Genomic DNA, 18227 nt, shown 5'->3' with positions numbered 1-18227 from the left:
CCCTAGAGCTGTGTCGCGGTTTTCGGCAAAGATCATGCTCAAGCGGAAAAACTAGCGCATGCGCAGGATCGCGCCCGATCGCGCCGATTTGCTCTCCATCATCGGCGAGGTTTTCCGCGAACACGGCTATGAAGGGGCGAGCCTGGCGCGGATCGGTGCGGCGACCGGCCTAGGCAAAGGCAGCCTTTACCACTTCTTCCCCGGCGGCAAGGAAGAGATGGCGGCGGCTGTCATTGCCCATATAAATGGCTGGTTCGAGGAGAATGTCTTCGTGCCGTTGCAGGACAGGGCCTACCCTCGCACGGGTATCGATCGGATGTTCGAAGCGACCGACAGCTATTTCCGCTCGGGACGCCGGGTGTGCCTGATCGGCGCCTTCGCGCTGGACGAATCCCGCGACCTCTTCGCCATTGCGATCAAAAGCTATTTCGGCCGCTGGGTGGCGCATCTTGCCGAAGCGCTGACCCGAAGCGGGCACAGCGCTGCCAGGGCGGACGAACTCGCCGAAGAAACGGTCGGCGCCATCCAGGGCGCGCTCACGCTGGCGCGCGCCTTCGACGACACCGCAGTGTTTTCGCGCGCGTTGCGACGGGCGCGGGCGGCGCTCGGCTAGAGTGCTACAAGGGCTCGAAGCGGAAAGCCGTCTCGGTTCGAAAAACCCGGCCGACGCCGGGCGAATCAAGATGCGCGCCGGCGACGTAGCAGTCGTTGTTGGCCGCAAGCGCCAGCATTTGCAACCGGCTTGCCCTCGCCTGCTGCTGGTCTGCGTCGAATTCCCACGTGATCTCGGGTCGAGCGAATTGAAGCGACGGCACATGTACGATGTCGCCCCAGATCAACAGTGTTTCGCCTGCGCTCACAACGCGAAAGCAAGTGTGGCCGGCTTCATGGCCAGCGGAGCCGATCGTATCGATGTCAGCGCTGACGCGCTGTCCAGCATCGAGAGGCTGGGCGCGATCGTGGAAGCATTCCAGCCTCGCCACGTCGCGAAACATGCCGAGCTCAGCGCGCGGGACAAGCAGGCGAGAGAGCTGCGGGAAGCCGTCGCCACCATCGGCAAGGATGAGCCCGTGTATATGGTCGAGATGGGTGTGGGTGAAAGCAACAGTCCGAATCCGGTCGGTGGCGATCTTCGCCTCGCGCAGCGCCTCGGGCAGGTGCCCCATTGTCGGGTGCCAGGCGTTCGAAGCCCCTGTGTCGATCAGCGTGATGTCGTCGCCGTCATCGATGGCGAAGGCGTTGACCGACAGCCTGAGCGCACCGTCGACGAGCGGTACATGCGAGGGCAGGTTGTCACCGAATGTCCGGTCTCCGGGCTGGCGCAGCCGCCTGATTGGCATGTCGACGTAACCGTCGCGCAGCGACGTGACCGTCATGGCTCCGACTCTATACGCCGTATGATGATACCCGGTCGAAACCCGTTCCAATCTAGATCATCTCCAGCCCGCGCTTGCGCGTCGGCGGTGGAAAGGCGCGGTCGAGTTCGGCGAGGTCTTCGGCCGTCAGCTCGATGTCGAGCGCGGCAACATTCTGGCGGACATGCTCCTGGCTGCTCGCCTTCGGGATGGCGATGACACCGGGCTGCGCCATCACCCAGGCAAGCGCGATCTGTGCTGCCGTGGCGTTGTGGCGGGCGGCGATGGTTTCCAGCCTGGAATTGCGCGCCAGCGCGCCCTGCTCGACCGGCGAATAGGCCATCAGCGGGATGCCGCGCTGCCGGCTCCACGGTGCGAGATCGAATTCGGGGCCGCGCCGCGACAGATTGTAGAGCACCTGGTTGGTCTGGACATGATTGCCAGACGACAGGCCGGTCAGCTCCTCCATTTCGTCGGTGTCGAAATTGCTGACACCCCAGTGGCGTATCTTGCCGGCCTCCTTCAGCGCCTCGAAAGCCTCGACGGTTTCAGATAGAGGCACACTGCCCGGCCAGTGCAGGAGATAGAGATCGATGCGGTCGGTGCGCAGGCGCTTCAAGCTGTTTTCGCAGGCCCGCGCCACGCCGGCGCGCGAGGCATTGGACGGCAATACCTTGGAGACAAGAAAGAGTTCGTCGCGGCGCCCGGCAATGGCTTCCGCTACCACCTCCTCGGCGCCGCCGCTGGCATACATTTCAGCGGTGTCGATCAACGTGATGCCGAGGTCCAGCCCGAGCTTCAGGGCATTGACCTCGCCGGCGCGGCGGCGGGAATCCTCGCCCATCTTCCATGTGCCCTGTCCCAGCACCTGGACGGCCTCGCCCGAAGGCAGTGTGGTGGCTCTTATCGTCGATGGCATGTGGGCTCCTGGCGCCGTGTAATCGATGCGAATGGCATCACAAGCACGGAGAGAAATCCAGAATGAATCTCTCCGGCATGGCCGTTGCTGCCTTACTTCGCCGGATGGGCGGCGAGCCAGGCCTGCATCTTGGCGATCTCGGCTTCCTGCGCGGCGATGACATCTTCGGCCAGCTTGCGGATTTCGGGATCCTTGCCATTGGCGAGTTCCACCTTGGCCATGTCGATCGCGCCCCGATGATGCGGGATCATGCCGCGCACGAAATCGACATCGGCATTGCCGGAATATTCGATCATCATGTCGGTGTGCATCTTGTCCATCGCCGCCTTGTAGCCGTCGGTCGAAGGACCTTGCGCGCCCATCGCGCCCATGTCGTGTTTCATCTCTTCGGATTGCGCCGGGACGCTTTCGAGGAAAACGGCAAGCAGCATTCCCGCCGCCATCATCAAAAGCACGATCTTCTTAGCCAAGGTCATCCATGATCTCCTGTTGATTGATATTCGTATCTGGGGGCTTTGCTCAGAGTTTCAACGTCCGCAGCCGCAATGCGTTGGCGATGACCGAAACCGAAGACAGGCTCATGGCCGCCGCCGCCAGCATCGGCGACAAAAGCGTGCCGGTGAGCGGATAGAGCACGCCGGCGGCAACCGGCACGCCAAGCACATTGTAGAGGAAGGCGAAAAACAGATTCTGGCGGATGTTGCGGATCGTCCCCTGGGCGAGCGTTCGGGCCCTGACGATGCCGTTGAGATCGCCCTTGACCAGCGTAATGCCGGCGCTCTCGACAGCGACATCGGCGCCGGTGCCCATGGCGATGCCGACATCGGCGCTGGCCAGGGCCGGCGCATCGTTGACGCCGTCGCCGGCCATGGCTACGCCGGCACCTTTCGCACGCAACTCCTCGACAAGGGCTGCCTTTTGTTCCGGCAGCAGGCCGGCGCGCACCTCGTCAATGCCAAGGCTTTTGGCGATGGCGCGCGCCGTGCATTCATTGTCGCCGGTCGCCATGATGATCCGCAAGCCTCTGTCGTGCAGCGCCCTGATCGCCTCGGCTGTCGTTGCCTTGACCGGATCGGCGACCGCGACAATGCCGGCCAGTTTTTTGTCCACCGCAACGAACATCGCCGTCTTGCCTTCTGCCTGCAGCGCCTCGGCCCTGGCCGACAGGGAAGCGGTGTCGATGCCGACATCGGCCATCATGGCGGCGTTGCCGAGCGAAACCTTCCTGCCAGACACCGTGCCGGATACGCCCTTGCCGGTGACGGCGTCGAAGCCGCCGGCCTCAACGAGCGTCAGGCCGCGTTCGCCGGCGCCGCCGACAATGGCCTCGGCCAGCGGATGCTCCGAGCCTTTTTCCAGGCCGGCGGCGAGCGCCAGCAATTCATTCTCAGACAGGCCTTCGGCAGCGACGACATCGGTCAAGCGAGGCTTGCCTTCGGTCAAGGTGCCGGTCTTGTCGACGATCAACGTGTCGACCGAAGCGAAGCGCTCGAGCGCGGCCGCGTCCTTGATCAGCACGCCCGCGTGCGCCCCGCGCCCGGTGGCAGTCATGATCGACATCGGCGTCGCCAGGCCGAGCGCGCAGGGGCAGGCGATGATCAGCACCGAGACCGCCGAGACGATGGCAAAGATCAAGCTGGGTTCGGGACCGAAGATCGCCCAGGCGGCAAAGGCCATGAGCGCGACCAGCACGACGGCCGGCACGAAGTAGAAGGAGACGCGGTCGGCTAAACCTTGAATCGGCGCGCGCGAACGCTGCGCCTTTGCGACCAGCTCGACGATGCGCGAAAGCGTCGTTTCGGAGCCGACCTTTTCGGCGCGCATGATCAGCGAACCGTTCTTGTTGAGCGTGCCGCCGGTCAAGGCATCGCCTTTCGTTTTTTCGACCGGCAGCGGCTCGCCCGAGATCATCGATTCGTCGATGGAGGAACGGCCTTCCGTTACAGTGCCGTCGACCGGCACGGCGTCGCCCGGACGGAGGCGCAGGTGGTCGCCGGCCTTGACCGCAACGAGCGGCACGTCGGTGTCGGAGCCGTCCTCCCCGATCAGCCGTGCCGTCTTCGGCGCCAGGTCGAGCAGCGCACGGATGGCCGAGCCGGTCTTTTCGCGCGCCCGCAATTCGAGCACCTGACCGAGGAATACCAGCGCGACGATGACGGAAGCTGCCTCGAAATAGACCGGGACGGTGCCGCCATGGCCACGGAACTGATGCGGAAAGATGTTGGGAAACAGCGTGGCGGCGACACTGTAGAGGTAGGCCGCACCCACACCGAGCGAGATCAGCGTCCACATGTTGGGGCTGCGGTTGACCAGCGACTCCCAGCCGCGATGGAAGAACGGGAATGCCGCCCACAGCACGACGGGGCTGGCCAGCGCCAATTCCAGCCAGACCATCGTTCGCCCGTCGACAAACGCCTGGAACGTCAGGCCGAGCATCGGCGCCATGGCAACGATCAGCAGCGGCAGGGACAGCACCGCGCTGACCCAGAACCGTCTGGTGAAGTCTACCAGTTCGGGGTTCGGGCCCTCATCGCCAGTGGGAACGCCCATCGGCTCAAGCGCCATGCCGCAGATCGGGCAGGAGCCGGGCTTGTCTCTTATCACTTCGGGATGCATCGGGCAGGTGTATTGCGTGCCTTTCCGCACTGGCGACGGCGTCGGCCTGTCACCGAGATAGTTTTGCGGCTCGGCCTCGAACTTCGCCCGGCAGCCGGCCGAGCAGAAATAGAAACCCTGGCCTTCGTGGCGGAAAAAATGCCTGGCGGTAGCGCGGTCGACACTCATGCCACAGACGGGGTCGGTGGCGGTCAGGTATTTTTCGGGCCCGGCGACGAATTTCGTACGGCAACCCTCGCTGCAGAAGTGAAAGAGACGGCCGCCATGCTCGGCCGTCGGCTTACCGGCTGCCGGATCGACGCTCATGCCGCAGACCGGATCGCGCACCACTGCTTCGGCGGCCGGCTCAGCAGCCTTTGCCGTACAGCAGTTGCCATCGGCCGCGTGCGCGTGGTGGTGATGCTCGGAATGCGCCATCGAAAAGTGCCTTATATCTGTCTGGGTGAGGAGGTAGTGCTTCCAGTAACTGGAAGGTCAAGGGGCGATTTCCACTTTTCGATCGTGGCCGTCATCGCGCACATCGAGGGAAAATCGCTTACGCAACTTTGTTCCCATGCTATGGACGCGCGTCCCACTGCATCGATCCCACCCAAATGAAATGCCTGATTATCAATCTCGATCGGTCCCGCGATCGCCTCGCCCATGTAACGGCGGAGTTCGCGCGCATCGGCATCGCCTTCGAGCGGGTCGCCGCCATCGATGCGCGAGATCGGCCGGATCTGGCCGAAATGCCGCAGGGCAAGAAGCATTTGCGCCTGGCCGACGCCGAGATTGCCTGCCTGCTCAGCCACCAACAGTGTTGGTCGACGATCGCTGCAGGTGAGGATGCTTACGCCGCGATTTTCGAGGACGATGTCGTTTTCCCGGACAAAGCCGGCGCTTTGCTTGCCGATGCGGGCTGGATTCCCGCCGATGCGGACATCGTCAAGTTGGAAACGTTCTTCAACCGGACCGTAATTTCACGCAAGCAAGTTGCCTGCGGCCACGGTTTTTCTGCGAGCAGACTGCACGGGCTCCATATCGGTACGGCGGGATACATCCTGTCCAGACAGGCCGCGCGGGACCTTCTTGCGGCAACGAATGAGATCAGCATTCCCGTCGATCACCTCATCTTCAATCCGCGTTTTGCTACCTCGTCCGACAAGGTCATTTACCAACTCGTCCCAGCATTGTGCCTGCAGGCACAATTCCTCGGCGACAGTCCGGTGAGATTGCCAAGCCTGCTCAAGCAGGAGCGAACAGAGGAATGGGTGGCAAGCGGGATAGGTAAACGGCGCCCCAGGCCAATCACCGCCAAGGTAAGGATCGAGACCAGGCGGTTGACGCGGCAGATCGCCGATCTCTTCCGGCTCCGGCGCGAGATGATCATCCCTTTCTGGTATCGCGGCCGACGCGTCCGTCCGCCCCATACACAGCGCCGTGAAAACGCGCTATAGACGCCGCGCAAAGGCGAGGCCCACCGGCAATCCATGGCAAAAATCTCCCTCAAGCTCGACGCGCTGATCGACAGCGAGGCTTTGCGCCGCGACATGACGGCGCTGATCTCGGCGGCCAGCGGCATCGAGCCCGGCGCGCGCGTCGGTGCGCTCCGGCTGCTGAAGGATCGGCTGACCGAGGGCCGCAAGGTTGCCGAGCGCATGCTGATGGACGATGGCAGCGGCACGGCCTGCGCCGCCCGGCTGTCGCATCTGATGGACGAGATCATCCGCGCCCTCTACGAGTTCGCCGCGACCCACGTCTACCGGGTGAAAAGCCCCTCGACCGCAGAGCGCATGGCGGTCGTCGCCGTCGGCGGCTATGGCCGCGGCACGCTGGCGCCGGGCTCCGACATCGACCTGTTGTTCCTGCTGCCCTACAAGCAGACGCCGTGGGGCGAACAGATCGTCGAATATATGCTCTATATGCTGTGGGACCTCGGGTTGAAGGTTGGCCACGCCACCCGCAACATCGACGAGTGTCTCAGGCTGTCGCGCAGCGATATCACCATCCGCACCACGATCCTGGAAGCGCGGTTCCTGTGGGGCGAACAGAAGCTCTTCGACGAATTGCTCGCTCGCTTCGACCATGAAGTGGTGCGCACCACCGGACCGGAATATGTGCAGGCCAAGCTCGCCGAACGCGACGATCGCCATGCCAAGGCCGGCGAAAGCCGCTATCTGGTCGAGCCCAACGTCAAGGACGGCAAGGGCGGCCTGCGCGATTTGCAGACGCTGTTCTGGATCGCCAAATACTTCTATCGCGTGCGCACCGGCGAGGAATTGGTCGAGAAAGGTGTCTTCACCGAGGCCGAGTACCGCGAATTCCAGAAGGCCGAAGACTTCCTGTGGGCGGTGCGCTGCCACATGCATTTCCTCACCGGCAAGCCAGAGGAACGGCTGCATTTCGATATCCAGCGCGAGATCGCCGAACGGCTGGGCTACACCACCCATCCCGGTCTGTCGGCGGTCGAGCGCTTCATGAAGCATTACTTCCTCGTCGCCAAGGATGTCGGCGACCTCACCCGCATCTTCTGCGCCGCGCTCGAGGAAGAGCAGGCCAAGCATGTGCCCGGCTTCAACCGCATCTTCCTCACCTTCCAGCGCCGCAAGCGCAAGCTGGCAGGCACGTCGGACTTCATTGTCGACAATCACCGCATCAACGTCGCCGACGACAGCGTGTTCGAGCGCGACCCGGTCAATCTGCTCAGGCTGTTCTGGTTCGCCGACAAGCACGGGCTGGAGTTCCATCCCGATGCGCTGAAGCTGCTCACCCGCTCGCTCGGTCTGGTCAACAAGTCGCTGCGGCGCGACGAGGAGGCCAACCGGCTGTTCCTCGACATCCTGACCTCGGACCGCAATGCCGAGCTTAATTTGCGGCGCATGAACGAGGCCGGCCTGCTCGGCAGGCTGATCCCCGATTTCGGCAGAATAGTCGCCATGATGCAGTTCTCGATGTACCACCACTATACGGTGGACGAGCACCTGATCCGCTGCATCGGCGTCTTGGCCGAGATCGAGCGCGGCGACGGCGAAAAGGTGCATCCGCTCTCGCACACGCTGATGCCGGGGCTAGAGAAGAGCCGCGAGGCGCTCTATGTCGCGGTGCTGCTGCACGACATCGCCAAGGGCCGGCCGGAGGATCACTCAGAGGCCGGCGCCCGGATCGCGCGCCGCATCTGCCCGCATATGGGGCTGTCGGCGGCCGACACCGAGACAGTCGCCTGGCTGGTCGAGAACCATCTGGTGATGTCGATGACGGCGCAGACGCGCGACCTCAACGACCGCAAGACGATCGAGGATTTCGCCTCGATCGTGCAATCGGTTGAGCGGCTAAAAATGCTGTTGATCCTGACCGTCTGCGACATCAGGGGTGTCGGGCCGGGCGTGTGGAACGGCTGGAAGGGCCAGCTCCTGCGCACGCTCTACTACGAGACCGAACTGCTTTTGACCGGCGGCTTCTCGGAAGTGTCGCGCGCCAAGCGGACGGCGGCGGCGCGCGAGCGGCTGGCCGAGGCGCTGGCCGATTGGCCGGACAAGGCCCGCAAGCGCTATGTCGGCCTGCATTACGAGAACTATCTGCTGACGGTCGACCTCCCCGATCAGCTGCGCCATGCCGAATTCATTCGCGAAGCCGACGCGGCAGGCAAGAAGCTCGCCACCGTGGTCAGGACTCACCAATTCGAGGCGGTGACCGAGATCACCGTGCTGGCGCAGGACCATCCGCGCCTGCTTTCGGTTATTGCCGGCGCCTGTGCCGGCGCCGGCGGCAACATCGTCGACGCGCAGATCTTCACCACGTCCGACGGCCGCGCGCTGGACATCATCCTGATCTCACGGGAATTCGACCGCGATGAGGATGAGCGCCGTCGCGCCGAGCGCGTCGGCCGGCTGATCGAGGACGTGCTGTCGGGCAAGAGCTGGCTGCCGGAGATGATCGAGAAGCGCACCCGGCCGCGGCGCGGCGCCAAGGTGTTCAAGATTCCGCCGCGCGCCGAAATCCGCAACACGCTGTCGAACCGGTTTTCGGTGATCGAGGTCGAGGGACTGGACCGGCCTGGGCTGTTGTCGGAAATCACCAGTGCGTTGTCCGATCTCTCGCTCGACATCGCCTCGGCTCACATCACCACCTTCGGCGAGAAGGTGATCGACACTTTCTATGTCACCGACCTTACGGGGCAGAAGATCGACAACCCGGCACGCACCGCCACCATCCACGCCAGGCTGATCGCGGCGCTTGAAGGCGTTGTCCCAGAGCGCGGCGGCAAGGCCAAGGCGGCGGCCGAGTGACCATCACTTTGTCCCAATCACCCCCTTTGTCCCAATCATCCAGGCAATCTCCCCGCGCATGAGCCTCGTCAAGAAATTCGCCATGGTTGCGTCCGGCACGCTGATGAGCCGCGCCCTTGGCTTTGGCCGCGAAATGCTGATGGCGGCCGCACTCGGCACCGGGCCGGTGGCGGACGCCTTCAACGCCGCCTTTCAGTTTCCCAACACGTTTCGCCGGCTGTTTGCCGAAGGCGCCTTCAACGCCGCTTTCGTGCCGCTGTTTGCCAAGGAGATCGAGACTCACGGCACCGACGGCGCCAAGCGCTTTTCGGAGGAAGTGTTCGGCGTCCTGTTCACCGCACTTCTGGCGCTGACCATCGTCATGGAATTGGCGATGCCGCTGATCGTGCGCTATCTCGTGGCGCCGGGCTTTGCCGACACGCCGGGCAAATTCGAGACGACCGTCCTGCTGGCGACGATCATGTTCCCGTATCTCATCTGCATGTCGCTCGCAGCCATGATGGCCGGCATGCTGAATTCGCTGCGCCGCTATTTCGCGGCTGCCGTGGCGCCCGCATTCCTCAACATCATCCTGATTAGCGTGCTCGGCTACGCCTGGTACCACGGCATGGATGCCCGTGAGGTTGGTTTCAGCCTGTCCTGGGGCGTGCTGGCGGCGGGGCTGGTACAGCTCGCCATTGTCTGGGTGGCTGTGCGCAATGCCGGCATCGCCATCGGTTTTCGCCGGCCGAAGATGACGCCCAACGTCAAGCGCCTGCTGATCCTGGCGCTGCCGGCGGCGATCACCGGCGGCATCACCCAGATCAACCAGCTGATCGGCACGGCGATCGCGTCGGCGCAGGACAGCGCCGTGTCGTCGCTTGCTTACGCCGACCGCATCTACCAGCTGCCGCTCGGCGTCGTCGGCGTCGCGGTGGCCATCGTGCTGTTGCCGGAGCTGTCGCGGGCGCTGAAATCGGGCAATCTGGTCGAGGCAGCCAATCTGCAGAACCGCTCGGTCGAGTTCACCCTGTTCATGACCTTGCCGGCGGCGGCGGCCCTTTGGGTAATGGCGGAGCCGATCGTGCGGCTGGTCTATGAGCGCGGCGCCTTCGCCGCCAACGGCTCGACGCCGACCGTGGCCGCGATCCTGGCGATTTTCGGCCTCGGCCTGCCGGCCTTCGTGCTGATCAAGGCCTTCACTCCCGGCTATTTCGCCCGCGAGGACACGCGCACGCCGATGATGTTCGCCGCCATCTCGGTCGGCGTGAACGTGATCACCGCGCTGACGCTGTTCCCGAAAATGGGCGCGCCCGGCATTGCGGTGGCCTCGGCCGTCGCCGGCTGGGTCAACGCGGTGATGCTGCTTGCGGTGCTGATCCGACGTGGCCATTGGGGCCGCGACGTGCCATTGCTGAAGCGCATTCCGCGCCTGGTGCTGTCGGCTGCGGTGATGGCGGTGGCGCTCTATTTCGCCGAGCACTGGCTGGCCGTCAGGCTCGGCCCCGGCTCGCCACTGGTGATCAAGGCAACGACGCTGCTGGCGCTGGTAGCCGGCGGCGCTCTGCTCTACTTCATCACGGCCTTTGCCACCGGCGGCGCCGATTTCGGCATGATCCGGCGCAATGTGAAACGCGGCTCGGGCAAGGCAGCGGCGCCAGCGCCAAACGCCGATCTGGACGAATAGTCCGGGCGAGCTAACAGCAACACCGGTCTTGATCCTCTCCGCCCCTTCGTCCATAAGCGCGCCGTCGCAAGACTTTCGCCGCGCGTGGTTTCCAGCCGCGTGATTGGCTCCGAAAAGTCTGCAACTTTTCGGAATCACGCTTATACGGCCCTCCACAAGCCATGAGGACATCATGACCGCCTTCAAACAGCTCGTCTTTTCCGGGGTACAGCCGACCGGCAATCTGCATCTCGGCAACTATCTCGGCGCCATCAAGAAATTCGTCGCCCTGCAGGACACGTCAGACTGCATCTATTGCGTCGTCGACCTGCATTCGCTGACGGCACAGCTCGTCCATGACGACCTCGCCGACCAGACCCGCTCGATCACCGCGGCCTTCCTTGCCTCCGGCATCGACCCGAAGAAGCACATCGTCTTCAACCAGTCGCGGGTGATGCAGCATGCCGAGCTTGCCTGGATCTTCAACTGCGTGGCGCGCATCGGCTGGATGAACAAGATGACGCAGTTCAAGGACAAGGCCGGCAAGGACCGCGAAAATGCCTCGCTGGGCCTGCTAGCCTATCCCTCACTGATGGCGGCCGACATCCTGCTCTACCGCGCCACCCATGTGCCGGTGGGCGAGGATCAAAAGCAACATCTGGAGCTGACCCGCGACATCGCGCAAAAGTTCAACAATGACTTTTCGAGCCGCATCGCCAGCCTTGGCGTCGGCGTCGAGATGCAGGTCGGCGAGGAGACGGTAAACGGGTTCTTCCCGATAACCGAACCGGTGATCGGCGGGCCGGCGGCGCGCATCATGAGCCTGCGCGACGGTTCGAAGAAAATGTCGAAGTCGGACCCGTCCGACCTGTCGCGTATCAATTTGACCGACGATGCCGACACCATCTCGAAGAAGATCCGCAAGGCCAAGACCGACCCGGAAGCGTTGCCAAGCGAAGTCGACGGCCTGGAAAGCCGCCCGGAAGCGGAAAACCTGGTCGGCATCTATGCCGGGCTGGCCGAGATGTCGAAGGCGGACGTGCTGAAGGAGTTCGGCGGCCAGCAGTTTTCCGTGTTCAAGCCGGCGCTTGCCGACCTTGCCGTGGAAAAACTGGCGCCGATCGCCGGCGAGATGCGCCGCATCGAAGGCGACCGCGCCCATGTCGACGCGGTGCTGAGAGACGGCGGCGAACGCGCCGGCGCGCTGGCTGAGACCACGATGAAGACGGTACGCGACATTATAGGCCTGTTGCAGGGCTGATCCTACCGTCAGTGCACCGCACCATTCTGGCCCAAGGCCGGCGGCTTGCCGCCGGTCTGTCGCGGTGGCAGATTGCGGCCGAAAACATCGAGTAGATAGACATGGTCTCCAAACGCCTCAGTCGCGAAGCCGGCCATCGCAGGAAATTCCTGACGATCATCGACGACACGCCGGAGTGCGAGCGCGCCGTCGCGTACGCCTCCAAGCGGGCGCAGAGCACCAGCGGCACGCTGGTGCTGCTCTACATCATCACACCGGACGACTTTCAGCACTGGCTGGGCGTCGAGAAGATCATGCGCGAGGAAGCCAACGCCACGGCGCGCGCGGCACTCGACGGCTACGCCAACAAGGTGCGCCAGAAGCTCGGCATCGAGCCCGAGATGGTGGTGCGCGAAGGCAAGCCGACCGAGGAGATCCACAAGCTGATCGAGGAAGACCAGGACATCGCCATCCTGGTGCTGGCGGCAGGTGCCGGCAAGGAAGGACCCGGGCCGCTGGTCGGGGCTGTTGCCGGCAAGGGCGCCGCCTTCCCTATTCCCGTCACAGTGGTGCCGCAGAACCTTTCCGACGAGGAGATCGACAGCCTCGCATAGAGAGTGATGCCGGAAAGTGTGAAGCGGTTCGGATAACATCACGATCCTGGATTTATAGCCCGCGCGGGATTCATCCCCAGCCAGTAAAAACATTCCGCCAGCCAGCCATTTTGAGCGATGCGTTTCGCTTGAATGTCCAGCAGATTGAGCCTATTTAGAACTATTCCAAACTAGCTGCCCGACTGGGGCACGGAGACGGCCATGTTCATCCAGACCGAATCGACGCCGAACCCGGCAACGCTGAAGTTCCTGCCCGGCAAGGAAGTGCTTGTCGAAGGCACCGCCGATTTCCGCGACGCCGACAGTGCAGCCAGCGCCTCGCCGCTGGCCGGCCGCCTGTTCGAGATCCCCGGCGTGACCGGCGTCTTCTTCGGCTATGACTTCATCACCGTGACCAAGGACGGCCCGGACTGGCAGCACCTGAAGCCGGCCATCCTCGGCGCCATCATGGAGCATTTCATGTCGGGCGCGCCCGTCATGGTCAACGCCGGCCCCGCTGCCGAGACCAGCCAGACCGGCGAATTCTACGACAAGGCCGATGAGCAACTGGTCATCACCATCAAGGAATTGCTCGACACCAGGGTGCGCCCGGCGGTTGCCCAGGATGGCGGCGACATCACCTTCCGCGGCTTCGAGAACGGCACCGTGTTCCTGCACATGAAGGGCGCCTGCGCCGGCTGCCCGTCCTCGACGGCGACGCTGAAGCACGGCATCCAGAACCTGCTCCGCCACTTCGTGCCGGAAGTACAGCAGGTCGAGCAGGTCTCCTAAGACCCCTTCACGCATTCGAGCGAGCAACAAAAAACCGGGCCAGATTGCCCGGTTTTCTGTTTTGGACGTCCGTTGTTGCCTAGACGGTCCGCGTACGAAGGGTAACGCCTATCTTGACCTTGATCTTCCCGAAAACCGGTTCCACTTTTCGCTTTCGTGGACCTCGGTTCCGGATCAAGGTCCTACATCACGATGACCTTGGCACCGACCGAAGTGCGGTCGTAGAGGTCGATGATGTCCTGGTTCATCAGCCGGATGCAGCCTGACGACATCGCTTTGCCGATCGAATTCCATTCCGGACTGCCGTGCAGGCGGTAGCCCATGTCGCCGCCCTTGTTGAACAGATACATGGCGCGCGCGCCGAGCGGGTTCTTCAAGCCCGGCTCCATGCCGCTCGCGAACTTCGCTAGCTCCGGCTGGCGCTGGATCATCTGCCGCGGCGGCGTCCAGGTCGGCCATTCGCGCTTCAGCGCGATATGGGCGGTGCCGTGCCATTCAAAGCCTTCGCGGCCGACGCCGATGCCGTAGCGGATCGCCCGGCCGTCGCCTTCGACGAAGTAGAGAAACTTGTTCTGGGTATCGACGACGATGGTGCCCGGCTTTTCCGAGGTGTCGTAGTTCACCTCTTGCCGGTGGTACTTCAGCGGCACCCTCTCGATCGGGATGCGCGGCAGTTGGTAGCCTGCATCGTTCACCGAACCGTAGTTGTTGGTGAACAGTTGCGAGCCGATCGTGCTGCAACCCGAGATCGCGGCCGACAACGCAAGTGCGGCGACGATTGCAAATGACTTCATGCGCATGAAATGGTCCGATGCCCCGCCAAGATGTCGCGACACGTTACGGCCGCTTTTCCTGAAATCATTCATGCTGGCATTTGCTTTGCTTGCCAAGCGCGCGATGCCTATATGCAGGAGCTTACGTGCCGGTAAGCCGTCAACTATGGCATTTCGGCAACAGGACTCACGGGATTGTGAAGGAAAAACAATGGGCGGCCCTGTCGGATAGCCTAGAAACAGGGAACCACATCGAGGAATCACAATGAATGTAGGCGATGCCGCGGCGCGGTCCGGCCTGCCGGCCAAGACCATCCGCTACTATGAAGAGATCGGCCTGATCGCGCCGGCGCGCGCCGGCAATGGCTATCGCGATTATTCCAGCGACGACATCCATCGGCTGGCCTTCCTGCGCCGTGCCCGCAACCTCGGCTTTTCAATCGACGATTGCCGCCAGCTGATGGCGCTCTACCGGGACCGCAGCCGCGCCAGCCACGATGTGCGCGAGATCGCCGCCGCCCATGTCAGCGCCATCGAGGAAAAAGTGCGCGAGCTGCAGTCGATGCGCACGACCTTGCAGACGCTGATCCAGGCCTGCCATGGTGACGACCGGCCGGATTGCCCGATTTTGGATGACATTGCGGGGGCTGCGCTGCTCGAGAACAGGCCGGCTTCGGCCATATAGGTAGTATCTCGACTGACTAAAATACGGGAACGTCCAAGGGACAAGAACGGAACCAAAGCGGTTACATCAGACCTTTGCGCTCCCGGCGCAAGACTTTAGTCCGGCCGCCTTATAGCTAAGAACGGAAGTTGATCGGCGGACGCAGGGGCGTTCCGGAGCAATACCAGACCGCGCCGATACAGATATGGTGCGATCGCGGAAGGCGCTCGGATCAAGTCGTAGCCTCAGTTCTGTCAACCGTATAATTGCCGCCATTCCCCTACGGCTGGGTAGCGCTCGTGAGCAGTGGGTCATCTAGCTCTGCCTTTGTCTTCAGGACGGCATCAACGAGGGAACCGAACTCCTCGACGCTGAATGTGTAACTATCCTGGACCGCTCCCATATGGCTGAGGCGGAAGCGTACGAATTTCCGGTTTTCGGCTGAGATGCGCTTCACCAGAAACATGAATGAATAGGGACCCGCGATCGCTGAGTACCGGCGCAACTCTTCGGTCGCGGGGAAAAGCCGGTTGATGAATCCCAAAAACCCCATGGTGTCTCCCCTCGTGCCAAGGACCGTGCTTCTTATCATTGCGAGAGAAAATTCGCCTATGGGTTTGTCAACCATACGATCGCCATGGTCACACAGGGTTCAAACCGTGAACAAAATCTGGCATGGTGGGTGCCATGCCGATCATTTCGCCGATTCCCCTCAATCCCCTCATCGACGGCCGCCAGTCCGAACGCGCCATGCTGGTGCGGCGCGGCGTGCAGAGGCTGTTGATGCAAATGGGCATGCATGTGCTGCCCGAACTGTCGCTGGCCACCGGGCGGCGCGCCGACCTTGTGGCGCTGACCAGGCAGGGCGACATCTGGATCATCGAGATCAAATCCTCGATCGAGGATTTTCGCGTCGACCGCAAATGGCCTGATTACCGGCTGCACTCCGACCGCTTCTTCTTCGCCACGCATCCCGGCGTGCCCTCGGATATTTTTCCGGAGGAATGCGGCTTCATCCTGTCCGACGGCTACGGCGCCGAGATTCTGCGCGATGCGCCCGAGCACCGCATGGCCGCAGCAACGCGCAAGGCGCTGATGCTGCGCATTGCACGGGCGGGTGCGGCGCGGCTGCTGGCGGCGGAGCTGGCGGGTGTGGCGGTGCCGGCGCTGGCGGGAGAGAGCGAGTAGACGAAGCTCAAGTTCCTCGCCCCGCTTTGCGGGGGCGAGGAACCCAAGAACACCTACTCCACCACCTCCTCCACCCCTGCCGCCGGCGCCATCAGGAGCACGGCGGCACCCAGCAGCGCTGCAACGAAGGACCCCGCCAGGATGCCGACCTTGACGGCGTCCTGCAGCGCCATGTCGTTGGCGAAGGCGAGCAGGCCGATGAACAGGCTCATGGTGAAGCCGATGCCGCAGAGCAGCGAAATGCCGATCATGTGCAGCCAGCCGGCATTGACCGGCAGGTCGGCGAAGCCGAGCCGGATGGCAAGCGCGGACGAGCCGAAGACGCCGACCAGCTTCCCCAGCACCAGGCCAGCGGCAACGCCGAGCGTCAGCGGCTCGACCAGGGCAGAGGCGCTGAGGCCGGCCAGCGACACGCCGGCATTGGCAAAGCCGAAGATCGGGATGACGAAGAAGGGCACGATCTTGTGCAGGCCGTGTTCAAGCCGGTGCAACGGCGAATGGTCGAGATCGTGGCCGCTGCCGTCAGAGATTTTCAGCGGAATGGTGAGCGCCAGCGCGACGCCGGCCAGCGTGGCATGCACGCCCGATTTCAGCACCAGCACCCACAGCACGGCGCCCAGAACGAGATAGGGCGTCAGCGTCGTCACCCGCATGCGGTTGAGCACGATGAGCACCGCGATGACGGCGAAGGCCGCACCGAGATAGGCCAACGACAGGGCGCTTGTGTAGAAGATGGCGATGATGATGACGGCGCCGAGATCGTCGATGATGGCGAGCGCGGTAAGGAAGATTTTCAGCGAGGCCGGCACGCGGCTGCCGAGCAGCGACAGCACGCCGAGCGCAAAGGCGATGTCGGTGGCGGTCGGGATCGCCCAGCCGGAGAGCGCGGCGGCGTTGTTGCGGTTGATGGCGACATAGACCAGTGCGGGAACCAGCATGCCGCCGGCGGCGGCGACGCCTGGCAGCACGCGGCGCGGCCAGGTCGAGAGCTGGCCGTCGAGCATCTCGCGCTTGATCTCGAGGCCGACCAGCAGGAAGAACACCGCCATCAGCCCATCGTTGATCCAGTGCGACACGCTGAGCGGGCCGAGATAGGCGTGGAGAGCGGCGAAATAGGTTTCGGCCAATGGTGAATTGGCGACGATCAGCGCAAGGGCTGCCGCAATCATCAGGATGATGCCCCCCGCCGCCTCGCCGTCGAGGAATTCGCGAAGGATGGATTTCGGCTGCTTGTCGCGCATCTGTGCTCCGTTGCCGGTTTTTCCGGCGGCGTTATTGCCGATGATGGGCAAAGGTCGATGGCACGGCAAGCGCAACTGTTTCCAGCGTTGGCGCCGCCCCAACCAATCCGCTTGGCGCTGCGGCGGACGCATAGGGGGAGAGAAGTGTCACCTATGTATCCGGTTCAAAGTGTTACCCATCTATCGGCTGGACAGCAGCTTCAGCCTCGCCGTCGTCTCCTGCAACGCCGGCGATTGGCGAAGCCGGCGATGAGAGCGCCCCTCTCCCCCGTCTCTATACGGGGAGAGGACGCCGGCAGGCAGGTGAGGGGCAGCGCTGAGGTCGGCAATTGGCGGCCGGCGCCGCCGGCGCGTGAACCTCAGCGTGGTGCGCGCTTGGCGAGTATCCGCTGCAGCGTGCGGCGATGCATGTTGAGCCGGCGCGCGGTTTCCGACACGTTGCGGTCGCACATTTCGTAGACGCGCTGGATGTGTTCCCAGCGCACCCGGTCAGCCGACATCGGGTTTTCCGGGGGGGCGGCGCGTTCGCCGGCGGTGCGGGTGAGCGCTGCAAACACGTCGTCGGCGTCAGCCGGCTTCGACAGATAGTCGATGGCGCCGAGCTTCACCGCGGTCACCGCGGTGGCGATGTTGCCGTAGCCGGTGAGGATGACGGTGCGGGCATCGTCGCGCTTCTCGCGGATGGCGGCGACGACGTCGAGGCCGTTGCCGTCGCCGAGCCGCATGTCGACCACCGCATAGGCCGGCGGATGGGCGCGCGCCTTGGCCACCGCCTCCTCGACGCTCTCGGCCGTCTCGACCACGAAACCCCTGGTTTCCATGGCGCGGGCCAGCCGCGTCAGGAACGGCTTGTCGTCGTCGACGATGAGCAGCGAGGTGTCCTCGCCTTCGACCATTGCGCCAATTGCTTCTTCGCCAGTCATTATCTTAAAAAAT

General features: G+C 63.5%; 17 protein-coding genes. 9 read left to right on the top strand and 8 right to left on the bottom strand.

Annotated features, from left to right (window positions below; genetic code table 11):
• Positions 1 to 58: 58 nt before the first annotated feature.
• Positions 59 to 613, top strand: coding sequence for a TetR/AcrR family transcriptional regulator (locus NKI37_RS12070; RefSeq protein WP_023755661.1), 555 nt, complete (start codon positions 59 to 61; stop codon positions 611 to 613).
• 4 nt (positions 614 to 617) lie between these two features.
• Here the strand turns inward: NKI37_RS12070 and NKI37_RS12065 are convergent, their stop codons facing one another.
• The 4 genes from NKI37_RS12065 to NKI37_RS12050 all read right to left on the bottom strand — a co-directional run bounded on the left by NKI37_RS12065 (position 618) and on the right by NKI37_RS12050 (position 5307).
• Positions 618 to 1376, bottom strand: a complete 759-nt coding sequence (locus NKI37_RS12065; RefSeq protein ID WP_023685132.1) for an MBL fold metallo-hydrolase — start codon at positions 1374 to 1376, stop codon at positions 618 to 620.
• Between the two features lie 52 nt (positions 1377 to 1428).
• Positions 1429 to 2274, bottom strand: a complete 846-nt coding sequence (locus NKI37_RS12060; RefSeq protein ID WP_023685133.1) for an aldo/keto reductase — start codon at positions 2272 to 2274, stop codon at positions 1429 to 1431.
• Positions 2275 to 2366: 92 nt separating this feature from the next.
• The gene (gene copM / locus NKI37_RS12055; protein ID WP_023685134.1) at positions 2367 to 2750 is read right to left on the bottom strand and encodes a CopM family metallochaperone; all 384 of its coding nucleotides are present in this window, start codon (positions 2748 to 2750) and stop codon (positions 2367 to 2369) included.
• Between the two features lie 43 nt (positions 2751 to 2793).
• Positions 2794 to 5307: a heavy metal translocating P-type ATPase gene (locus NKI37_RS12050; RefSeq protein ID WP_352788995.1), complete on the bottom strand. Its 2514-nt coding sequence runs from the start codon at positions 5305 to 5307 to the stop codon at positions 2794 to 2796.
• Positions 5308 to 5483: 176 nt separating this feature from the next.
• Here NKI37_RS12050 and NKI37_RS12045 point away from each other — a divergent pair, with 176 nt between their 5' ends.
• The 6 genes from NKI37_RS12045 to NKI37_RS12020 all read left to right on the top strand — a co-directional run bounded on the left by NKI37_RS12045 (position 5484) and on the right by NKI37_RS12020 (position 13425).
• On the top strand, positions 5484 to 6326 hold the full coding sequence (locus NKI37_RS12045; protein WP_023690024.1) for a glycosyltransferase family 25 protein: 843 nt from the start codon (positions 5484 to 5486) through the stop codon (positions 6324 to 6326).
• Between the two features lie 33 nt (positions 6327 to 6359).
• Positions 6360 to 9155 carry a [protein-PII] uridylyltransferase gene (locus NKI37_RS12040; RefSeq protein ID WP_023715570.1) on the top strand — a complete coding sequence of 932 codons (2796 nt, stop codon included), beginning with the start codon at positions 6360 to 6362 and terminating at the stop codon, positions 9153 to 9155.
• Positions 9156 to 9213: 58 nt separating this feature from the next.
• The gene (gene murJ / locus NKI37_RS12035; protein ID WP_352788998.1) at positions 9214 to 10821 is read left to right on the top strand and encodes a murein biosynthesis integral membrane protein MurJ; all 1608 of its coding nucleotides are present in this window, start codon (positions 9214 to 9216) and stop codon (positions 10819 to 10821) included.
• 172 nt (positions 10822 to 10993) lie between these two features.
• Entirely contained in the window at positions 10994 to 12061 is a 1068-nt protein-coding gene (gene trpS / locus NKI37_RS12030) for a tryptophan--tRNA ligase (protein WP_023725837.1), read from the top strand.
• A 101-nt stretch (positions 12062 to 12162) separates the two neighbouring features.
• Positions 12163 to 12654, top strand: a complete 492-nt coding sequence (locus NKI37_RS12025; protein WP_023672856.1) for a universal stress protein — start codon at positions 12163 to 12165, stop codon at positions 12652 to 12654.
• Between the two features lie 201 nt (positions 12655 to 12855).
• Complete coding sequence (locus tag NKI37_RS12020) at positions 12856 to 13425, top strand: NifU family protein (RefSeq protein WP_023685140.1); 570 nt, start codon at positions 12856 to 12858, stop codon at positions 13423 to 13425.
• Between the two features lie 182 nt (positions 13426 to 13607).
• Here NKI37_RS12020 and NKI37_RS12015 read toward each other — a convergent pair whose 3' ends face one another.
• On the bottom strand, positions 13608 to 14225 hold the full coding sequence (locus tag NKI37_RS12015) for a L,D-transpeptidase (RefSeq protein ID WP_023692663.1): 618 nt from the start codon (positions 14223 to 14225) through the stop codon (positions 13608 to 13610).
• A 238-nt stretch (positions 14226 to 14463) separates the two neighbouring features.
• Between NKI37_RS12015 and cueR the strand changes: the two genes are divergently transcribed.
• Positions 14464 to 14883 carry a Cu(I)-responsive transcriptional regulator gene (gene cueR, locus NKI37_RS12010; protein ID WP_023703112.1) on the top strand — a complete coding sequence of 140 codons (420 nt, stop codon included), beginning with the start codon at positions 14464 to 14466 and terminating at the stop codon, positions 14881 to 14883.
• A gap of 259 nt (positions 14884 to 15142) precedes the next feature.
• Here cueR and NKI37_RS12005 read toward each other — a convergent pair whose 3' ends face one another.
• The gene (locus NKI37_RS12005; RefSeq protein WP_023738117.1) at positions 15143 to 15490 is read right to left on the bottom strand and encodes a hypothetical protein; all 348 of its coding nucleotides are present in this window, start codon (positions 15488 to 15490) and stop codon (positions 15143 to 15145) included.
• Between the two features lie 59 nt (positions 15491 to 15549).
• On the opposite strand from NKI37_RS12005, the gene NKI37_RS12000 reads away from it, so the two are divergent.
• Complete coding sequence (locus NKI37_RS12000) at positions 15550 to 16050, top strand: MmcB family DNA repair protein (protein WP_050594163.1); 501 nt, start codon at positions 15550 to 15552, stop codon at positions 16048 to 16050.
• A gap of 53 nt (positions 16051 to 16103) precedes the next feature.
• On the opposite strand, the gene nhaA is transcribed toward NKI37_RS12000, so the two are convergent.
• Complete coding sequence (gene nhaA, locus NKI37_RS11995) at positions 16104 to 17291, bottom strand: Na+/H+ antiporter NhaA (RefSeq protein WP_031206328.1); 1188 nt, start codon at positions 17289 to 17291, stop codon at positions 16104 to 16106.
• 359 nt (positions 17292 to 17650) lie between these two features.
• The gene (locus NKI37_RS11990) at positions 17651 to 18214 is read right to left on the bottom strand and encodes an ActR/PrrA/RegA family redox response regulator transcription factor (RefSeq protein WP_023672848.1); all 564 of its coding nucleotides are present in this window, start codon (positions 18212 to 18214) and stop codon (positions 17651 to 17653) included.
• Between the last annotated feature and the right edge of the window lie 13 nt (positions 18215 to 18227).

It is taken from the genome of Mesorhizobium sp. M0626, assembly GCF_040320665.1.
Taxonomy (GTDB): Bacteria; Pseudomonadota; Alphaproteobacteria; order Rhizobiales; family Rhizobiaceae; genus Mesorhizobium.
The sequence above is the reverse complement of the archived record's forward strand: the minus strand, read 5'-3'. Positions and strand labels throughout refer to the sequence as shown.

Excerpts from the sequence above, each read along its gene's own strand:
- NKI37_RS12025 (WP_023672856.1), top strand. The coding sequence starts at position 12,163 with ATGGTCTCCAAACGCCTCAGTCGCGAAGCCGGCCATCGCAGGAAATTC.
- trpS (WP_023725837.1), top strand. The coding sequence starts at position 10,994 with ATGACCGCCTTCAAACAGCTCGTCTTTTCCGGGGTACAGCCGACCGGC.
- NKI37_RS12065 (WP_023685132.1), bottom strand. The coding sequence starts at position 1,376 with ATGACGGTCACGTCGCTGCGCGACGGTTACGTCGACATGCCAATCAGG.
- NKI37_RS12070 (WP_023755661.1), top strand. The coding sequence starts at position 59 with ATGCGCAGGATCGCGCCCGATCGCGCCGATTTGCTCTCCATCATCGGC.
- NKI37_RS11990 (WP_023672848.1), bottom strand. The coding sequence starts at position 18,214 with ATGACTGGCGAAGAAGCAATTGGCGCAATGGTCGAAGGCGAGGACACC.
- NKI37_RS12020 (WP_023685140.1), top strand. The coding sequence starts at position 12,856 with ATGTTCATCCAGACCGAATCGACGCCGAACCCGGCAACGCTGAAGTTC.
- cueR (WP_023703112.1), top strand. The coding sequence starts at position 14,464 with ATGAATGTAGGCGATGCCGCGGCGCGGTCCGGCCTGCCGGCCAAGACC.
- murJ (WP_352788998.1), top strand. The coding sequence starts at position 9,214 with ATGAGCCTCGTCAAGAAATTCGCCATGGTTGCGTCCGGCACGCTGATG.
- copM (WP_023685134.1), bottom strand. The coding sequence starts at position 2,750 with ATGACCTTGGCTAAGAAGATCGTGCTTTTGATGATGGCGGCGGGAATG.
- nhaA (WP_031206328.1), bottom strand. The coding sequence starts at position 17,291 with ATGCGCGACAAGCAGCCGAAATCCATCCTTCGCGAATTCCTCGACGGC.
- NKI37_RS12045 (WP_023690024.1), top strand. The coding sequence starts at position 5,484 with ATGAAATGCCTGATTATCAATCTCGATCGGTCCCGCGATCGCCTCGCC.
- NKI37_RS12050 (WP_352788995.1), bottom strand. The coding sequence starts at position 5,307 with ATGGCGCATTCCGAGCATCACCACCACGCGCACGCGGCCGATGGCAAC.
- NKI37_RS12015 (WP_023692663.1), bottom strand. The coding sequence starts at position 14,225 with ATGCGCATGAAGTCATTTGCAATCGTCGCCGCACTTGCGTTGTCGGCC.
- NKI37_RS12000 (WP_050594163.1), top strand. The coding sequence starts at position 15,550 with ATGCCGATCATTTCGCCGATTCCCCTCAATCCCCTCATCGACGGCCGC.
- NKI37_RS12040 (WP_023715570.1), top strand. The coding sequence starts at position 6,360 with ATGGCAAAAATCTCCCTCAAGCTCGACGCGCTGATCGACAGCGAGGCT.
- NKI37_RS12060 (WP_023685133.1), bottom strand. The coding sequence starts at position 2,274 with ATGCCATCGACGATAAGAGCCACCACACTGCCTTCGGGCGAGGCCGTC.
- NKI37_RS12005 (WP_023738117.1), bottom strand. The coding sequence starts at position 15,490 with ATGGTTGACAAACCCATAGGCGAATTTTCTCTCGCAATGATAAGAAGC.